The 17,259-nt window shown below is 66.9% G+C and carries 17 protein-coding genes; 14 read left to right on the top strand and 3 right to left on the bottom strand.

Features of this window, described 5'->3' with window-relative positions; genetic code table 11:
• Nucleotides 1–2,715, bottom strand: coding sequence for a nitrite reductase large subunit NirB (gene nirB / locus E3T50_RS01035; RefSeq protein WP_134550176.1), 2,715 nt, complete (start codon nucleotides 2,713–2,715; stop codon nucleotides 1–3).
• A 218-nt stretch (nucleotides 2,716–2,933) separates the two neighbouring features.
• On the opposite strand from nirB, the gene nirD reads away from it, so the two are divergent.
• The 9 genes from nirD (at nucleotide 2,934) to E3T50_RS00990 (ending at nucleotide 9,485) form a co-directional block, all read left to right on the top strand.
• Nucleotides 2,934–3,332 (top strand): nitrite reductase small subunit NirD, encoded by a 399-nt coding sequence (nirD, locus tag E3T50_RS01030; protein ID WP_134550457.1) that lies wholly within the window; start codon nucleotides 2,934–2,936, stop codon nucleotides 3,330–3,332.
• Nucleotides 3,329–4,180 carry a sirohydrochlorin chelatase gene (locus tag E3T50_RS01025; RefSeq protein WP_134550175.1) on the top strand — a complete coding sequence of 284 codons (852 nt, stop codon included), beginning with the start codon at nucleotides 3,329–3,331 and terminating at the stop codon, nucleotides 4,178–4,180. The genes nirD and E3T50_RS01025 overlap by 4 nt, the downstream gene beginning before the upstream one ends.
• A gap of 9 nt (nucleotides 4,181–4,189) precedes the next feature.
• Nucleotides 4,190–4,981 carry a tRNA (guanosine(37)-N1)-methyltransferase TrmD gene (trmD, locus tag E3T50_RS01020; protein WP_134550174.1) on the top strand — a complete coding sequence of 264 codons (792 nt, stop codon included), beginning with the start codon at nucleotides 4,190–4,192 and terminating at the stop codon, nucleotides 4,979–4,981.
• Nucleotides 4,982–4,990: 9 nt separating this feature from the next.
• On the top strand, nucleotides 4,991–5,551 hold the full coding sequence (locus E3T50_RS01015; protein ID WP_134550173.1) for an MFS transporter: 561 nt from the start codon (nucleotides 4,991–4,993) through the stop codon (nucleotides 5,549–5,551).
• A gap of 188 nt (nucleotides 5,552–5,739) precedes the next feature.
• Nucleotides 5,740–6,081 carry a 50S ribosomal protein L19 gene (rplS, locus tag E3T50_RS01010; protein ID WP_134464787.1) on the top strand — a complete coding sequence of 114 codons (342 nt, stop codon included), beginning with the start codon at nucleotides 5,740–5,742 and terminating at the stop codon, nucleotides 6,079–6,081.
• Nucleotides 6,082–6,159: 78 nt separating this feature from the next.
• Nucleotides 6,160–6,957 (top strand): signal peptidase I, encoded by a 798-nt coding sequence (gene lepB / locus E3T50_RS01005; RefSeq protein ID WP_134464785.1) that lies wholly within the window; start codon nucleotides 6,160–6,162, stop codon nucleotides 6,955–6,957.
• Complete coding sequence (locus E3T50_RS01000) at nucleotides 6,957–7,601, top strand: ribonuclease HII (protein ID WP_134550172.1); 645 nt, start codon at nucleotides 6,957–6,959, stop codon at nucleotides 7,599–7,601. Before lepB ends, E3T50_RS01000 begins: the two co-directional genes overlap by 1 nt.
• Nucleotides 7,602–7,613: 12 nt before the next feature.
• A complete protein-coding gene (locus tag E3T50_RS00995; RefSeq protein ID WP_022886464.1) occupies nucleotides 7,614–7,937 on the top strand; it encodes a DUF2469 family protein in 324 nt (107 codons plus the stop codon).
• 75 nt (nucleotides 7,938–8,012) lie between these two features.
• Entirely contained in the window at nucleotides 8,013–9,485 is a 1,473-nt protein-coding gene (locus E3T50_RS00990) for a glyceraldehyde-3-phosphate dehydrogenase (protein WP_134550171.1), read from the top strand.
• On the opposite strand, the gene E3T50_RS00985 is transcribed toward E3T50_RS00990, so the two are convergent.
• Complete coding sequence (locus E3T50_RS00985; RefSeq protein WP_134550170.1) at nucleotides 9,482–9,937, bottom strand: nitroreductase/quinone reductase family protein; 456 nt, start codon at nucleotides 9,935–9,937, stop codon at nucleotides 9,482–9,484. The two genes, E3T50_RS00990 and E3T50_RS00985, sit on opposite strands and share 4 nt — an antisense overlap.
• Nucleotides 9,938–9,976: 39 nt before the next feature.
• On the opposite strand from E3T50_RS00985, the gene E3T50_RS00980 reads away from it, so the two are divergent.
• The 4 genes from E3T50_RS00980 to dprA all read left to right on the top strand — a co-directional run bounded on the left by E3T50_RS00980 (nucleotide 9,977) and on the right by dprA (nucleotide 14,570).
• Nucleotides 9,977–11,116, top strand: a complete 1,140-nt coding sequence (locus tag E3T50_RS00980) for an alcohol dehydrogenase catalytic domain-containing protein (protein ID WP_134550169.1) — start codon at nucleotides 9,977–9,979, stop codon at nucleotides 11,114–11,116.
• Between the two features lie 123 nt (nucleotides 11,117–11,239).
• On the top strand, nucleotides 11,240–11,596 hold the full coding sequence (locus tag E3T50_RS00975; RefSeq protein WP_134550168.1) for a YraN family protein: 357 nt from the start codon (nucleotides 11,240–11,242) through the stop codon (nucleotides 11,594–11,596).
• A complete protein-coding gene (locus E3T50_RS00970; protein WP_134550167.1) occupies nucleotides 11,596–13,131 on the top strand; it encodes a YifB family Mg chelatase-like AAA ATPase in 1,536 nt (511 codons plus the stop codon). The genes E3T50_RS00975 and E3T50_RS00970 overlap by 1 nt, the downstream gene beginning before the upstream one ends.
• Complete coding sequence (gene dprA, locus E3T50_RS00965; RefSeq protein ID WP_241990683.1) at nucleotides 13,128–14,570, top strand: DNA-processing protein DprA; 1,443 nt, start codon at nucleotides 13,128–13,130, stop codon at nucleotides 14,568–14,570. Before E3T50_RS00970 ends, dprA begins: the two co-directional genes overlap by 4 nt.
• Nucleotides 14,571–14,639: 69 nt before the next feature.
• Here the strand turns inward: dprA and E3T50_RS00960 are convergent, their stop codons facing one another.
• Nucleotides 14,640–16,055: a pyridoxal phosphate-dependent decarboxylase family protein gene (locus E3T50_RS00960; protein ID WP_134550166.1), complete on the bottom strand. Its 1,416-nt coding sequence runs from the start codon at nucleotides 16,053–16,055 to the stop codon at nucleotides 14,640–14,642.
• Between the two features lie 286 nt (nucleotides 16,056–16,341).
• Here E3T50_RS00960 and E3T50_RS00955 point away from each other — a divergent pair, with 286 nt between their 5' ends.
• Nucleotides 16,342–17,250 carry a metallophosphoesterase gene (locus tag E3T50_RS00955; protein WP_134550165.1) on the top strand — a complete coding sequence of 303 codons (909 nt, stop codon included), beginning with the start codon at nucleotides 16,342–16,344 and terminating at the stop codon, nucleotides 17,248–17,250.
• The last annotated feature ends 9 nt before the right edge of the window (nucleotides 17,251–17,259 follow it).

Genomic DNA, 17,259 nt, shown 5'->3' with positions numbered 1-17,259 from the left:
TTACTCTTTTCGAACGGGAATACGGCTTCCGCTTAGGAGCAGAGTACTCGATTCGGCCCGTTCGGCCGGGGTCGCCGGTCGTATTTGGTCACGCTCCGTAACGAGGGCGATGCTCGGGTCGGGTTCGGTCGGGGCGTTCACGAAGGAGCGAAACCGGCGCAGGCGATCCGGATCGGCGAGCGTCGCCGCCCACTCGTCTTCATAGTTGTCGACGTGGGCGAGCACGGCCTGTTCGAGTTCCTCGCCGAGGCCGAGCGAATCGTTGATGACGATGTCGCGCACATGCTCGAGGCCGCCGTCCAGATCCTCCATCCAGCGGGCGGTACGCTGCATGCGATCGGCCGTTCGGATGTAGTACATCATGTAACGGTCGATGTGCCTGATCAAGGTTTCTTCGTCGAGGTCGGTTGCGAGCAGCTGCCCGTGCGCGGGCTGGAAGCCGCCGTTGCCGCCGACGTACATGTTCCACCCGTTGTCGCTTGCGATGATGCCCACGTCCTTGGCCCGGGCTTCGGCGCACTCCCGGGCGCAGCCCGACACCCCGAACTTGAATTTGTGCGGCGCGCGCAGCCCGCGATAGCGCAGCTCGAGTCGAATCGCGAGGCCGACGGCATCCTGCACGCCGAACCGGCACCAGGTGGACCCCACGCAGGACTTCACGTTGCGTAGCGCTTTGCCGTAGGCCTGGCCCGACTCGAACCCGGCGTCGACCAGAATGCGCCAGATGTCGGGCAGCTGCTCGAGGCGGGCACCGAACAGGTCGATGCGCTGCCCGCCGGTGATCTTGGTATAGAGGTCGAAGTCGAGCGCGACCTGCGCGATCACGGCCAGTTTGGTCGGCGTGATCTCGCCCCCTGGAATGCGCGGGACGACCGAATAGGTGCCGTCCTTCTGCATGTTGGCCAGGGCGCGGTCGTTGGTGTCCTGCAGGGTGCCGCGGCCGGCATCCAGAATGTAGGACGTGTTCTGGCTGGCCAGGATCGAGCCGACGGCCGGTTTGCAGACGTCGCAGCCGCGACCGGCGCCGAAGCGGGAGAAGATCTCGTCGCTCGATACCAGCCCGAGCACCCGCACAGAGTCGAACAGCTCCTGACGACTCAGTTCGAAGTGCTCGCACAGGGTGTGCGAGACGATGTGACCGGATGCCGTCAGCTCGGCCTCGAGGATCTTCTTGACCAGCGGCACGCACGAACCGCACTGGGTGCCGGCCCGGGTGCAGGTCTTCAGGGCGCCGAGTTCGGTGCAGGCGCCACGCGCATTGTCTGCGCTCGTGTCGTCACCGCGCACGGCCTGTCGCACCGCGCCGGCCGAGACCATGTTGCAGGAGCAGACCAGGGCGTCATCGGGCAGTTCGTCGCCGGCCGGAGCTTCGGCACCGGCCGCCGAGAGGTACGCGGCGGGCTCACTGCGCAGCTGCCGGCCGACCATCGGGCGCAACGCCGAGTAGGGGGTGGCGTCGCCGACGAAGATGCCGCCGAGCAGGGACTTGGCGTCGTCGGTCATGACGAGCTTCTGGTACAGCCCGCGGGCCGGGTCGGCGAAGACGATTTCGAGCGAGCCCGGCGTGGTCGCCAGGGCGTCGCCGAAGCTGGCCACATCGATGCCGGAGAGTTTGAGTTTGGTGGCATCGTCGACGGTCGTGAACTCCGCCGTGCCGCCGAGCAGCCGGTCGGCGACCACTTCGGCCATGGCATTGGCCGGAGCCACGAGGCCGACGCACCGGTCATTCCAGCTGGCGACTTCGCCGATCGCCCAGATATTCGCATCGCTCGTGCGGCAGTCGTTGCCGATCGTGACGCCGCCGCGGGTGCCAATGGTCAGTCCGGCGGCGCGCGCCAGCTCGTCGCGCGGCGAGATTCCGATCGCGTAGACGACCAGGTCGGCGGCAATTTCCTGGCCGTTGCCGAGCTGCAGGCCGGTCACCGCGGTGTTGTCGTGCGTGGCCAGTATGGTGCGGGCCCGGGTGCCGAGGTGTAGCTCGATGCCCTGAGCGATGATGAGCCGGCCGAGGGCTTGACCGCCGCCCTCGTCGAGCTGGGCCGACATCAGCCAGCCCCCGGAGTGCACAATGGCCGCCTCGGCGCCGAGCGCGTGCAGTCCGCCGGCCGCTTCGAGGCCGAGCAGCCCGCCGCCGGCCACCACGACCCGCGGGGTGCGGCCGAGCGAGGCCGTGAGAGCGGTGAGTTCGTCGACGAGGGCGTCGACGTCGTCGAGGGTGCGATACACCCGAATGTGTTCCCGGCCCGGCATCTTTGGCACGGGGGCGCTCGACCCGGTGGCGAGCACGAGGTCGTCATACTCGAGCACGGCACCGGTCGATGTCGTGACGGTGCGTGCGATCGGGTCGATCCGGGTGGCTCGCTCGTGGATGCGCAGCGTGATGCGCTCGCTGTCCCATGGCGCTGTGGGCTCGAGGGTGAGGTCGACCATTCCGGCGAGCCGCTGGCTCAGCGCGACTCGGTCGTAGGGGCGGTGGTTCTCCTCGGTCAGTACGACGATCGACAGGGTGTGTTCGGTGTCACGAGAGTGCAGGGCATCGGTGAGGCGGTGCGCGGCGGGGCCGCCACCGATCACGATGACACGGCGAGGTACCTCAGGAGTGTGCACGGCGGCATCCGCTGGGCTCGTCGATGTGACGGCGTGTGTCGAATCCCCAGCGATAGCCGTGGGGTCTGGGGCAGAATACGCGGAAGCGGTTTCATTCGAAGCTGGCATCAGCATCCTTTCGAAGCGGGGCAATTGTGAGCGTAGTTCCGGGCAGTTTCCCGCTCGTGTCGCTCGTGTGTCCCGGACTGGTCGAAAGCCCCACAGCGGTGCACCCCCGCTGTGAGGTGAGTTTCATGGCGAAGAAACACAGTGCGTCACTGGCCGAAATGTGGCCCGCCTACCGTGGGATCAACGCACGAACGCGACAACCCTGGGAGCACACCACCATGACGATGACAACGGCCGAGGCTCGCCCTAACGCTTCAGCGACCCGCCCCACCCTGGTCTGGGAGCGCGCCTGCGCCGTGTCCGATCTGGAACCCAGCTGGGGCGAGGCCGCCCTCATTCGCCGGAAGCAGATCGCACTGTTTCTCCTGTCGCCGACCGAGATCTACGCCGTCGACCACCGCGATCCGCACACCGAGGCCAACGTCATGGCCCGTGGCATCGTCGGTTCCAAGGGCGACCGTCCCACCATCGCCTCGCCGCTCCACAAAGAGGTGTACGACCTCGGTACCGGCGAATGCTTCACCAACCCCACACTCGTGCTGCACACCTATGACACCCGCGTCGTCGGCGGCTACATCGAGGTCGCGGTCGAGACTGGACTACTCGAGGCGGCATGACCCTGCTCGGCGAACGACGCGGTACCGACCCGCACAGCACCCTCGGGCGCGGTGCCGATCGGAGCAACGTCGACGCGCCGAATGATGATCAGAGCGAGCGCCGCAGCGCCGAGAGCTCCACAGCGCTGCCCGCCGCTCTCGTCGCTATTTCGCACGGCACCAACTCGGCTGACGGCCAGACCGCCATCGCCGCTCTCGTTAACGCCGTCGCATCGGCTCGCCCCGATCTGGGCGTGACCGGCGGTTTCGTCGATGTGCAACAACCGGATGTCGCGGCGAGCCTCGGCGCGGTGCGTCCGGATTCCGCCGCGGTCGTGGTGCCCCTGTTGCTCTCCGCCGGGTATCACGTGCACGTCGACCTGCAGCGTGAGACCCGGGCGCACACCCGCGAGACGACCGTCTCCCGGGCCCTCGGCCCCGACGACCGACTCCTCGACGTACTCGAGCATCGCCTGCGCGCGGCCGGCTTCGATAACCGGGCACCCGGCCAGGAGATAGTGCTCGCCGCCGCCGGCTCCAGTGACGAACGCGCGGTTCTGGACTGCCGCACGGTCGGTGCCCGGCTCGAACAACGCCTGGGTATTCGTGTCACCGTGGGCTTTCTTTCCGCCGCCACACCTCGGCTGTCCTGTGCCGTGACCCGTGCCCGACTTCGCAGCGAGCACGTGGCCGTGAGTACCTATCTCATGGCACCCGGATTCTTCTTCGACCTCACCCGCGCCCAGAGCGTGGGCGCCGAACTGGTCACCGCCCCGCTGCTGGTGCCGGGGGAAGCGGCCCCTGCGCCGTTGGTCGAATTGGTCGTCGACCGCTACCTCGAGGCGAAAGAGCACGCCGGACTCTTCTAGAATTTGACCATGCGCATCGACATCGTCACCATTTTTCCCGAATTCTTCGATGTGCTCGATCTGTCGCTGCTCGGCAAGGCCCGCCAGAGCGGATTGATCGAGTTGGGCGTGCACAACCTGCGCGACCACACCCATGACCGGCACCACTCGGTCGACGACACCCCCTATGGTGGCGGCGCCGGCATGGTCATGAAGCCCGAGCCGTGGGGAGACGCCCTCGATTCCATCCTCGGCGACGGCGCCGGCGCTCGCACGACAGACGGCGCCGGCACGACAGACGGCGGCGTAACGCACGAAGACGGCCCCATCCTCATCTTTCCCTCGCCGGCCGGCGACCAGTTCAGCCAGGCGATGGCCCGCGAATTATCGCTCGAGAAGCACCTCGTCTTCGGGTGTGGCCGCTACGAGGGTATCGACCAGCGCGTCGTCGACCACTATGAGGCCCGCGGCCGGGTACGGCTGGTCAGCCTCGGCGACTACGTACTCAACGGGGGAGAGGTCGCCGTGATGGCCATGATCGAAGCGATCGGCCGACTCATTCCCGGCGTCGTCGGCAACCCGGAGAGCCTCGTCGAGGAGTCCCATGAAGACGGACTGCTCGAATACCCCAGTTACACCAAGCCGGCCAGCTGGCGTGGGCTCGACGTGCCACCGGTGTTGCTCAGCGGTAACCACGGGGCCATCAGTACCTGGCGTCGCCAGCAGCAGATCGAACGCACCGAACGGGTGCGTCCCGACCTTGTGACACCCCACCTTCTGCCTCCAGCGAACGCCAAGACCACTACCAGCCCTCGTCGATAAACTACATTCGTGATCATCCGCCGCGCCTTTTACCATTGGCAGTTCATTGCCGCCGGAGCCCTGCCGCTCTGGCTCCTCGTCGGGTCGTCGATCTTCGGATCGGGCGGCTGGGCCGTGCTGGGCATCTTCTTCGGAGCCGTGCTCATCGGCCTCGGGTTGCTCCTCGTTGCACTCGTCGTCTATGCGCGCAAAGAAGTACGCGAAGCCCGGGCCGTCTCCTACGCCGACGTCGGCGTGCTGGCCCTCTGGCACGTGCTCATCGTCGTCATTCCGTTTTCCACGGATGCCGCTGGCTGGCTGAGCGTGCTCGTCATCATCGGCGGGTTCGCCGTGTTCTGGTTCACCGTCTGGGAGCTGGTCGATTCCGCCAAGCGGCGCATGCGCGCGATGGTCGACCTGGTGGAGCAGACGGCACGGGGGCAGGCCGCTCCGGGCAGGCCGCAGCAGCCCCTGCCTAACCAGACCCTGCCGAAGCAGACCCTGCCCAACCAGACCCGACCGGCACCGAGATTTGGCCGAACCGGCACCCCCGAGGTCCTCGTCGTCGAAGAAAAACGCGATCGTCCCTAGCCGATTGATCTAGCCGGACTGACCCCGCTTTGCGACGGGACCGAGTTCATGGCAGAATAGGCGATTGTGCCGCTGCAGGACTCTGCCACAGGGGAACCTGCACTGAGCGGCGCACATCCCCATACTGATTGCTTCGAATGAAGCACCTAGCGTAGTCGACCTGTGGCGGGTACAGAGAGCGAAACAACATGCATATTCTCGACGCGGTAGACGCCCCATCGCTGAAGCAGGATCTTCCTGACTTCCGTGCTGGCGACACCGTCAAGGTTCACGTCAACATCATTGAGGGAACCCGCTCTCGTATCCAGGTCTTCCAGGGAGTCGTCATCGGCCGCTCCGGCGAAGGCGTGCGCGAAACGTTCTGCGTTCGCAAGGTCAGCTTTCAGATCGGCGTCGAGCGCACCTTCCCGGTGCACTCCCCGGTCATCGACCACATCGAGATCGTGACCCGCGGCGATGTTCGTCGCGCCAAGCTGTACTACCTGCGCGACCTGCGTGGCAAGAAGGCCAAGATCAAGGAAAAGCGCTAACTTTCGCGTCAACTGAGATCCAACCGGATCTTCCTGAGCTCCCCATCACTTACACTGATGGGGAGCTCAGGCGGTTTAATGACAGATGAAGTGCTCGCCTCCAGGTCCGATCGTCGGGTGTCAGAGTCGAAGAAGTTCCGAAGCAAGACGACACGCAGAAAGAAGGCGAGCAGTAAACAGCGCAGCATCCTGCTGTTCGTTCGTGACCTCCTCATCATTTTCGTGGTCGCGCTCCTCATCTCGTTCATGATTAAAACCTTCTTGATCCGTTCGTTCTACATCCCCTCCGGGTCGATGGAGAACACCCTGCAGGTCGACGACCGCATCATCGTGAACCAGCTCGAACCCGAGCTGATCCCGATCACCCGCGGCGACGTCATCGTCTTCAAAGATCCAGGTGGCTGGCTGCTGCCCCAGGCTGAGATCGTACAAAACCCGATCGTTGCTGGAGCCGACTGGCTGCTCTCGGTGGTTGGCTTGTCTGCTCCCGACAGCAACGACCACCTCATCAAACGAGTTATCGGGCTGCCCGGAGATCACGTTGTCTGCTGCAACACCCTCGGCCAGATGAGCATCAACGGTGTTCCACTCGACGAGTCGGCCTACGTGCTTCTGCCGGCCGGGGAGACCAAGGTCTCCAAGGACGCCTTCGACGTCACCATCCCGGCCGACTCGCTCTGGATGATGGGCGACAACCGCTACAACTCCAAGGACTCCCGCTACAACGGCGACACGGCCGGCAAGGGCTACGTGCCAATCGAGAACGTCGTCGGTCGTGCGCTCGTCGTGAGCTGGCCGCTCGCCAACTGGTCCTGGCTCGACGACTACCCCGACGTGTTCCGCGAGGTGGAACACGCCGACAAGGGCGACCAATAGTGGCGGTGTCCGACCCCACCCTCGAGGTGGAGTTCGATCTGCTCCGTACCGGCGCCAGTTTTGTGATCGGCTGTGATGAGGTGGGCCGCGGTGCCCTCGCCGGGCCGGTGGCCGTGGGCTTCGCCGCGGTGAACAGCTCCGTTCTGCCCATACCGGCGGGACTGCGCGACTCGAAGATGCTCAGCGAACCGCGCCGGGAACTGATCGCACCCCTCGCCGCCGCCTGGGCGACGTACTCGGCCGTCGGCCTCGCCTCGGCCGCCGAGGTCGATGAACTTGGAATCATCGCCTGCCTCGGGCTTGCCGGCAAGCGTGCACTGGCCGAGCTGTACACGCAGGGCGTTGATGTCGCCGGCAGCATCGTGCTGCTGGACGGCAGCGACGACTGGCTCAACAAGGCGCTGGCCACCCCCTTGAACGTGGTGACCCGCATCAAAGCGGACCGCGATTGCGGGTCGGTGGCGGCGGCATCCGTCATCGCGAAGGTACACCGCGACCGCCTCATGATCGACGCGCACGGCGAAGCGCCCGGCTACGGCTGGGCGTCGAACAAAGGCTACGGCAGCGCCGCCCACATGAGCGCCATCGACCTGCTCGGACCGAACCCCCTACACCGCAAATCGTGGCTCAAAATCTCAGCGTAAGATGAGATCACCATGGAAGAAGACGAATTCGAGGACTACGACCGTGAGGTCGAGTTGGCCCTGTACCGGGAATATCGAGACGTGGTTGGCCAGTTCCAGTACGTCGTCGAAACCGAACGACGCTTCTACCTCGCGAACGAGGTCGAGCTGGTGCGCCGGGACACGGAACACGACTTCTACTTCGAATTGACCATGAAGGACGTCTGGGTCTGGGACGTCTACCGCTCCGACCGATTCGTGAAATCGGTGCGCGTGCTGACCTTCAAAGACGTCAACGTGGAAGAGCTCGCCTCCAAGGACTTCGAACTCCCCAAGGAACTTGCGCTCGACGAATAGGGAATGACTCCGGGGCCCTGGGTGGCCGGACTTGTGTGGCCACACTGACTAATGAAGGTTTAGGAAGGCAACCCTGTGATCCAGGACGCTGATCGTGCCCGTGCAACGTGGAGCAAGCGCGAGGCTCTCGCCGAGGCGATGATTCCCCTGATCGGGCGCCTGTACCGGGAGAACACGGTTGTGACGAGTGTCTACGGGCGCGGACTGGTCAACAAGTCGGTCGTCGGCCTGGTCAAGGCACACCGTTTCGCCCGACACATAGCGGATGTCGAGCTACCGCTCGACGAGACCCTTCCGATTCTGCAGGCCCTTGACCGACTCAACCTCGGTGCCGCTTCGATCGACCTCGCCCGCCTGGCCCTCGGGTTTCGCGAGCAGAACGACCGCGTCACCCTCGAGGGCTACCTGCGCGCCGAACTGGCCGATGTCGTCGGCCAGCACGGTCGGGAAGAGCGCACCAGCACGGACGTTGTGCTCTATGGTTTCGGCCGCATCGGCCGGCTGCTCGCGCGCATCCTGATTGAACACGCTGGCGGCGGCCAGGGTCTGCGCCTGCGCGCAATAGTCGTGCGTCGCGGTTCTGCCAACGACCTGGTCAAGCGTGCCAGCCTGCTGCGCCGCGACTCGGTGCACGGCCCGTTCGACGGCACGATCACCATCGACGAGGAGAACAACACCATCCTCGCCAACGGCACGCTCATTCAGGTGATCTACTCCGGTGACCCGGCCAGCGTCGACTACACGCAGTACGGCATCCACGACGCCATCGTCGTCGATAACACCGGCAAGTGGCGCGACGAAGAGGGGCTGTCCCAACACCTGACGTGCCCCGGCGTTGCCCGGGTGCTCCTGACCGCGCCGGGTAAGGGCGCGCTCAAGAACATCGTGCACGGCATCAACCACGCCGATATTCTCGCGAGTGACCGCATCATCACCGCGGCGTCGTGCACCACGAACGCGATCACGCCGGTGCTCAAGGCCATCAATGACCGCTACGGCATCATCGACGGCCACGTCGAGACGGTGCACTCGTTCACCAACGACCAGAACCTCATCGATAACTTTCACTCTGGCGATCGCCGAGGCCGCTCGGCTGCGCTCAACATGGTCATCACCGAGACCGGCGCGGCCAAGGCCGTCGCCAAGGCCCTGCCCGAGCTGGCTGGCAAGCTCACCGGCAACGCGATCCGCGTTCCCACCCCCGACGTGTCGATGGCCATCCTCAACCTCAACCTCGCCAGCACGACCGACAAGGATGAGCTCAACACCTACCTCCGCACCATGTCGCTGCACTCCTCCCTGCACCGCCAGATTGACTTCATCGACTCGCCCGAGGTGGTCTCCAGTGACTTCCTCGGCTCGCGTCGTGCCGGCATCGTCGACGGTCTCGCCACCATCGTCACCGACCAGAAGGCCGTGCTCTACGTCTGGTATGACAACGAATACGGTTACAGCTGCCAGGTCATTCGGGTGCTCGAAGAGATGTCAGGGGTGCACGCGCCGCTCTTCCCGACCATTCTCGCCGAAACGCTCGAGCCGGTTGCCTAACGGTCGTTCGTCAAACGCGGCTCGCAGATAACCACCGGAATCTTACGCTCGGTCTTGCCCTGGTAAGTGCCGTATCCCGGGTAGGCGGCGACGATGCGCGGCCACAGCGCAGCCTTCTCAACGGATGAAGCGGCGCGAGCCCGAAACGGTCGCGTCACCCCGCGAATGGTCAGCTCCACGTCGGGCTGCGCCACCAGGTTGAGATACCAGAACGGATGCCGGTCGTCGCCGCCTTTAGAGGCTACGAGCACGTACCGGCCGTCCTCGTGCACGGGTGCCGTCAGCATCGTCGACCGACGCTTTCCGCTACTTCGACCGGTCGTGTGCAGTTCGACCGTCTGCATGGTGCGGATGGTCCAGCCGAGGCGTCCGCCCGACAGGCCCAGCACCATCCGGTGCACGCCGTTCATCGTTCGCATGCCAATGTCGGTCACCCGGTCGCGCATTTTCATACGCTTAGCGTACGCCTCAGAGGGCGTTAGGTTGGAAGAATGACTCCAGCAACGATGCTCAGTACGATTCTTCGCCAAGCCGGCTCCACGCGCCCCTACGCCGACAGCCGCCCGCTCTCGCTCGAGCAGATTCCGGTGCCCGCGCCCCGAACCGGCGAGGTACTCGTGCGCATCGAACGCGCGAGTCTGTGCCATTCCGACCTCTCGGTCATTGATGGCTCGCGCATTCGGCCCCTGCCGATGGCGCTCGGCCACGAGGCCGCCGGCACCGTGACGGCGCTCGGCGACGGCGTCGACGATCTGGCGGTGGGCGACCGCGTCGTGCTGGTCTTCGTGCCGAGTTGCGGCGGCTGCCGTGCCTGCTTGGCTGGGCGCCCGGCACTCTGCCACCGTGGCGCCGAGGCTAATGGAACCGGAGACCTGCTGCACGGCCCGGCCGTGTTGGCGAGCGCTTCGGGGGAGCGTATCAACCACCATCTGGGTGTCTCGGCGTTCTCGCAGTACGCGGTCGTCGCCCGGGAATCGGTCGTCGCGATCGACCAGGATGTTCCCTTCGACATCGCCGCCATGTTCGGCTGCGCGGCCCTCACGGGCATCGGCGCCGTGCTCAACACCGGCGCCCTCGCGCCCGGTCAGTCGGTGATCGTGTTCGGACTCGGCGCGGTCGGCTTGATGGCTGTCATGGCCGCCGCCCAGGTCGCCGGAACGACGGTCATGGCGATCGATCCGCTGCCGGAGAAGCAGGCGCTGGCCCTGCGCTGCGGCGCCCACCACGCCGGATCACCCGACCAGGCGGCCGAGCTCGTACGGCTGCACGCGGGCGACGGCGTCGACCTCGCCATCGAGGCCGTCGGCAGCGCCCGCGTGATGGAGGCAAGCCTCGCGCTGCTCACCCGAGGCGGCGCCCTCGTCTCGGTCGGTCTTCCGCACCCCGAACAGACCATCACCACTCCGGCGCTGCAGTTCGCCGGACTCGGCCGGCGGCTGCTTGGCTCGTACATGGGCGACTCCGTGCCGAGCCGTGACATTCCCCGCTACCTGCAGCTGTGGCGCGATGGCCGGTTGCCGGTCGAGCTGCTGCACACCGACACCCGGCCGCTCACCGACCTCAACGAGAGCCTCGACGCGCTCGTCGCGGGCGAGGTCGTGCGCCGACTGTTCGTAATGCACGCTTCGTAGTCTCCTCCGCTCTCCTCCTCCTCCTCCTCCTCCACAATCACCGCGCTGCGGCACTATGCACCAAGGGTGCCGTACCCCGGCCACCGGTCACCGGAACGGTCAAGCTGGTGGTCGGAGGCACTCGTGGCGCGTAAAGATGAACTCGGCAAACTCGGCGAAGAGCAAGCGGCGCGCTTTCTTCAGGGCGCCGGATACACGATCCTGACCCGCAACTGGCGGTGCGCCGAGGGGGAGATCGACCTCGTCGTACAGCGCGGCGTCGCGGTCGTCTTCGTCGAGGTGAAGACGCGCAGCAGCCTGAGTTTCGGGCATCCGTTTGAGGCCATCACCGTGACGAAGCTTGCCCGGATGCGCCGCCTCGCCGCGGCCTGGTGCGTGCAGGCGGAGCGGTGGCCGCGCCAGATCCGGCTCGACGTCATCGCGGTGATTGCCCCGACCGGCCGCGAACCGGTCATCGAACACCTCCGCGGCGTGTTCTGATGGGCATCGCCCGCACGCACGCCGTGGCCATGCTCGGCCTGACCGGCGCGCTCGTCGAGGTCGAGGCCGACATCTCGGCGCAACTGCCCGGCATGATCTTGATCGGACTGCCCGACGCGGCCCTCGCGCAGGCAACCCAGCGGGTGCGGGCCGCGGCCGCCAACAGTGGATGCCCGCTCACCGTTCACCGCCTCACCATCAACCTGTCGCCGGCCGCGTTGCCCAAACACGGCGCCGGCTTCGACCTCGCGATCGCGCTGGCCTGCCTCGCCGCCGACAGCACCGTGGCACCCGGGTCGGTAGAACAGGTCGTGCACTTCGGTGAACTCGCCCTGGACGGCCGGCTCCGGCCGATTCCGGGCATCCTTCCGGGGGTGATGACCGCCGCCCGTCTCGGGCACACGACGGTGATGGTGCCGATCGGCAATGAGGCCGAGGCCCGACTCGTGCCCGACATACGGGTGATCGGCGTGGCGTCGCTGCGGGATGCGGCGATCTGGCACGGTGCCGCGCTTGCGCCGATACCGGTCGAGCCGATTCTGGCCACAGCCCTGTCGGGCAGCCCGGCCGCCGAACCCGACCTGGCCGATGTGATCGGCAATGACGATGCCATTCTGGCCCTGCAGATCGCCGCAGCCGGTGGGCACCACGTGTTTCTCCTGGGCCCACCCGGGGCGGGCAAGACGATGCTCGCCGCGCGCCTGCCCGGCCTGCTGCCCGACCTCGACCCGGCCAGCTCTCTCGAGGTGAGCTCACTGCGCTCACTCAGCGGCCTCGGACTGGGCGGCACCCTGATCACCCGGCCACCGTGGGAGGCGCCACACCACACCGCGACCGCTGCCGCCATGGTCGGTGGGGGCAACGGTCAGATTCGCCCGGGGGCCGCGTCGCAAGCCTCGCACGGCGTTCTGTTCCTTGACGAGGCCCCCGAATTCGCATCCCCGGTGCTCGACGCCCTGCGCCAGCCGCTTGAATCCGGCTGGATCAGCATTCACCGAGCCAATGCCGTCGCGCATTTTCCCGCCCGGTTCCAACTGGTCATGGCGGCCAACCCGTGCCCCTGCGGGCAGTATGGGGCGGGCGACCTCAGCTGCACCTGCCCGCCGAACGCGCGCCGCCGCTACCTCGCCCGCATCTCCGGTCCGCTTCTGGACCGCATCGACATTCAGCTCAACGTCAAGCGCATCACCACCGCCCAGCTGCGCCTCGCCGCCGGCACGCAGCGGGTCACGAGCCACCGTGCCCGGCAGCTGGTGGTCGCCGCCCGAGCCGCGGCGGCCGAGCGGCTCGGCAGCACACCCTGGACCCTGAACTCCCAGGTTCCGGGCCCGTGGCTACGCGGTGCGGCGGTGCGGCTGGCCCCCCGCACCACCGCAGGCCTCGATCGAGCCCTGGAACGCGGCGGAATCACCATGCGCGGCTACGACCGGGTGCTGCGCATCGCCTGGACCCTCGCCGACTACGACGGCCTCTCCATCCCCGGCCCCGACGAGGTCGGCCAGGCGCTCTTTCTACGCAAAGGAATGACATCATGATGCTGTTCGGTCTCGACGAGTCCCGGGTCAGAGCGCTCGCCGCCGGCGTGCGCGGTGTGCCGCGCACCGGCCAATCACCCGCAGACGGTGGCCCCGATTCCGACGAGATAGCAGCGTTCGACCGGCCCCGGAGCGCCGTAACCGATACAGCGGCCGACGACGACGGCGCCGTTGACGATACGCCCGTTGACGACAGGGCCGCGCCCAGCGAGGTGTTCGCCCGCGCCGCCTGGTCGGGCATCACCGAACCCGGCGACGGGACGGCCGGGTTGCTCGTGGCGAGCCTCGGTGCAAGCGTCGCGCTGACCGCCATTCTCGAATCGTGGAGTCCGGTGCGGCTCGGCGCGCTCGTGCGCGACGTGCTCGCAGGCGATGAGCAGGCCGGGCCCGATGTGGTCTTTGCTGCTAGCCCCAGCCCCGATGTCACCGAAGCGGATGCCGACACCAGCGCCGAACTGGAACAGGCCCTCGACCTGGGACTGCAACGCTGGCGGCCGCGGCTCAGCTCCGGCGACGTCATCCGCTCGCTGCAGCAAGCGGCCCGCTTGCAGGCTCGGTTGCTGCTGGCCACGGATGCCCTGTGGCCGCCCTCGCTCAACGACCTCGAGCTGCATGCGCCGCTCGCGTTGTGGTGGCGCGGCGTGCCCGGTGCCCTCGCCGCGCTGCCCAACTCGATCGCGCTGGTTGGGGCCCGGGCGGCCACCGGGTACGGTGAGCACATTGCCATGGAGGCCTCGGCCGGGCTGGTGGACCGCGGTTTCGCCGTTGTCTCTGGTGCCGCCTACGGCATCGACGGGATGGCGCACCGGGCCGCACTGGCCAGTAAGGGAATCACCGTGGCTTTCCTCGCCGGGGGAGTCGACCGGTTCTACCCGAGTGGCCACGACTCCCTGCTGACCCGCATCGTGGCCTCCGGAGCAGTGGTATCGGAGCTGCCCTGCGGGGCAGCACCGACAAAATGGCGCTTTTTGCAAAGAAATAGGTTGATCGCCGCGGCGAGTGCGGCCACGGTCGTGCTCGAAGCCGGCTGGCGGTCGGGCTCGCTCAACACGGCCGGCCACGCCTCGGCGCTGGGTCGGCCACTCGGCGCCGTGCCGGGGCCGATCACGAGCCCGACCTCGGCCGGCTGCCATCGTCTTATTCGGGAATTTGCCGCGATCTGCGTGACCAACCCGACCGAGATGGCCGAGCTCGTCGGCGAACGAATGATTCAGGGGCCACTGGATTTTCCCGACACCGACGAGGGCCCGGGCCCGATACCGCGCACGAGCGACCAGGTCCGCGTGTTCGACGCGCTCAGCGGTCGGTCTCCGCGCACGGTAGCCGATCTGGCGCGGCGCGCAGGGCTGTCGAGTGCGGCCGTGCGCGGCGCCCTCGGCGGCCTCGATCTCGACGGGGCAGCCCAGGAACGAGAGGCCGGCTGGGTGCGCCGGCTCTAGGAGGCAGGCTGGAGCTCCGGTGGTGGTCGGGTCGCGGCTGTGGGCGGTCCGATGCGGGTTAGAGGGTGACTACCGACCCGCGTCTGCTTCCACGGCCGCGCCGGCCCGTGCTACCGCGGCGAGGGAGAGAGCAACGTCGGCGGCATCCGTCGACCAGTTGCTCACTGAAATGCGCAGAATGTCCCGTCCGTGCCAGCGCGACCCTGACATCCACGCGGAGCCGTCGGCGATGAGTCGCTGCGTCACCAGCCGGGTGCGCTCGTCGCTGCCGAAACTCACGCACACCTGGGTGAACACAACCTGGTTGAGTACTTCAACGCCCGGCATCGCCAGCAGGCCGTCGGCCAGCGCGCGCGCATTGGCCGCGAGACCGTCCACCAGCGCAATTGTGCCGTCCCGGCCGAGGGAACGCAGCGCAGCCCAGACCGGAACCCCGCGGGCCCGGCGGGACAACTCCGGCACCTTGTCGAACGGGTCACCGGGGCCAGGGTGGCCTGGGGTAGCGTCGGCCGCGACCAGATAGCTCGTGTGCACGCCGAACACCTTGCGCACCACCTCCTTCCGGGACACGATCGCCACTCCGCAGTCGTAGGGAACGTTGAGCGTCTTGTGGGCGTCGGTCGCCCAGGAATCGGCCGATTCCACCCCGGCCAGCTGCGCGCGATAACTCGGGCTGGCCGCCGCCCAGAGGCCGAACGCCCCGTCCACATGAACCCAGGCTCCATGCCGGTGCGCCACGTCGATCGCCGCACCCATGGGGTCCGAAGCTCCGGAATGCACGTTGCCAGCCTGCAGGCAGACGATGGCAGGTCCGTCCCCGGCGGTCATCAGCTCGGCCAGAGCGTCCGGGCGCAGTCTGCCTTCCTCGTCGACGTCGACCACGATGGGTGCACCGAGGCCCAGGTAGCGCAGGGTGAGATCGATGACATCGTGACGTTCAGCCCCCACGAAAACCCGTACCCGTGGCGAACCGGCCAGGCCGTTGCGGTCAAGGTCCCATCCGGACTGCTCCAGAATCCACTGCCGACCGGCGGCGAGGCCGACGAAATTGGCCATCGTCGCGCCAGTGGTGAATCCGACATCTGCTCCGAGCGGCAGCCCGAGCAGGTCGAGCAGCCAGCCACCAGCGGTCTCCTCGAGGACGGCGGTCGCGGGAGTGGCGAACCGCATTCCGGCGTTCTGGTCCCACGCGGTCACCAGCCAGTCGGCGGCGAGCGCTGCAGGCAGGGTTCCCCCGATGACCCAGCCGAAGAATCGGCCGGACGGCATCGCCATCAGGCCGGGTTCCGCGAAGGAAGCCAGTTCATCGATGACGTCTGCCGGAGAGGTCGGCGACGCGGGGAGCGGGCCCTCCGACAGCGCAGCCAGGGTATCGGCGTCGACGCGGGGGCCGACGGGGCGGGAAGGGAGCGACGCAAGCCAGGCTTGGGCGTGCAACAGTGCACGGTCCAGAGCCTCGGTGTAGGCATCCGGCTGGGCAGACATGGCGCCATGATAGCCCCGCCCGGTCAGATCCGCCCCGGTCGCCGGTTGCGGACGGGCCCACGGTGACACGCGACAGCGCCAGCTGCTGCACCCCTTTTTCGGGTTGCCAGCATTTCCCGACATCTGGATGCGCTCCAGACCATCGCGAAGACGAACAATGGCCGCGTCGACGCCAGCGGTATTGGTGTTCCTGCGGACTGTGTGGTGAGGCCAACGTCCTGGGCGGTATGGCTGCGATCGGTGTCGGTGGATGCACGTAGGCTGAATAGCCGACGAGAGGTGAACAATGGAAGCCGTGCAGCTGGGCCAGTATGCGCCCGCCGGGAAGATTCTCGTACACCTCAGTGACACCCATTTTCTCGCGAATAGCGCGCCGCTCTATGGCGCCGTCGACACCGACCAAACCGTGCACCGCGCGCTCGAGCAGCTGCACCGCTCGGGTATCCGCCCCGATGCGCTCATCCTCACCGGCGACGTGGCCGATCGGGGCGAATCAGAGGCTTACCGCCGCATTCGCGGCATCGTGGAGGCCGCCGCCGCCCAGTGGAATGCCACGATCATCTGGGTGATGGGCAACCACGACAAACGTGACTCCTTTCGTAGCGTGCTGCTGGGCGAGGCAGCGTCGGTCGGGCTGGCGTCGCCCGTCGACCACGTGCACGACCTCGATGGGCTGCGCATCATCGCCCTCGACACGAGCGTTCCCGGCTATCACCACGGCGAAATCACCGACGCGCAATTGACCTGGCTGACCGACGTGCTCCACCAGCCAGCCCGCCACGGGTCGATTTTGGCCCTGCATCATCCACCCATTCCAACGCCGTTGCCGCTGATGAACGTGCTCGAGCTGCAAGACCAGCCTCGACTGGCTGCCGTACTGGCGGGCAGTGACGTGCGGGCCATTCTCGGCGGGCACCTGCACTATTCCACCCAGGGCCTGTTTGCCGGCATTCCCGTGTCGGTCGCGGCAGCCACCTGCTACACGATGGATTTGAGCGCCCCTCACCGCACACTAACCGGGGTGAACGGCGGCCAGACGCTCAACCTCGTGCACGTCTACGCCGACCAGATCACTCACTCGCAGGTGCCGATCGGGGCTTTCACCGCCGTCACGCAGTTTTCAGCCGATTACGTTGATGAACTGGCCGCCCTCTCGCCGCACGACCGCCGGCAGGCATTTTCGCGGCAGCAATGAGCAGGACAG

Origin of the sequence: Cryobacterium gelidum, from assembly GCF_004403985.1 — a bacterium.
GTDB lineage: Bacteria > Actinomycetota > Actinomycetes > Actinomycetales > Microbacteriaceae > Cryobacterium > Cryobacterium gelidum.
This window is presented reverse-complemented; position numbering and strand designations above follow the sequence as displayed.

What these genes read in the sequence shown, in the direction of transcription:
- E3T50_RS00955 (WP_134550165.1), top strand. Translation starts at nt 16,342, where the DNA reads ATGGAAGCCGTGCAGCTGGGCCAGTATGCGCCCGCCGGGAAGATTCTC.
- E3T50_RS01025 (WP_134550175.1), top strand. Translation starts at nt 3,329, where the DNA reads ATGACCCTGCTCGGCGAACGACGCGGTACCGACCCGCACAGCACCCTC.
- nirB (WP_134550176.1), bottom strand. Translation starts at nt 2,715, where the DNA reads ATGCCAGCTTCGAATGAAACCGCTTCCGCGTATTCTGCCCCAGACCCC.
- E3T50_RS00995 (WP_022886464.1), top strand. Translation starts at nt 7,614, where the DNA reads ATGGAAGAAGACGAATTCGAGGACTACGACCGTGAGGTCGAGTTGGCC.
- lepB (WP_134464785.1), top strand. Translation starts at nt 6,160, where the DNA reads ATGACAGATGAAGTGCTCGCCTCCAGGTCCGATCGTCGGGTGTCAGAG.
- E3T50_RS00980 (WP_134550169.1), top strand. Translation starts at nt 9,977, where the DNA reads ATGACTCCAGCAACGATGCTCAGTACGATTCTTCGCCAAGCCGGCTCC.
- E3T50_RS00970 (WP_134550167.1), top strand. Translation starts at nt 11,596, where the DNA reads ATGGGCATCGCCCGCACGCACGCCGTGGCCATGCTCGGCCTGACCGGC.
- trmD (WP_134550174.1), top strand. Translation starts at nt 4,190, where the DNA reads ATGCGCATCGACATCGTCACCATTTTTCCCGAATTCTTCGATGTGCTC.
- nirD (WP_134550457.1), top strand. Translation starts at nt 2,934, where the DNA reads ATGACGATGACAACGGCCGAGGCTCGCCCTAACGCTTCAGCGACCCGC.
- E3T50_RS00985 (WP_134550170.1), bottom strand. Translation starts at nt 9,937, where the DNA reads ATGAAAATGCGCGACCGGGTGACCGACATTGGCATGCGAACGATGAAC.
- rplS (WP_134464787.1), top strand. Translation starts at nt 5,740, where the DNA reads ATGCATATTCTCGACGCGGTAGACGCCCCATCGCTGAAGCAGGATCTT.
- dprA (WP_241990683.1), top strand. Translation starts at nt 13,128, where the DNA reads ATGATGCTGTTCGGTCTCGACGAGTCCCGGGTCAGAGCGCTCGCCGCC.
- E3T50_RS00960 (WP_134550166.1), bottom strand. Translation starts at nt 16,055, where the DNA reads ATGTCTGCCCAGCCGGATGCCTACACCGAGGCTCTGGACCGTGCACTG.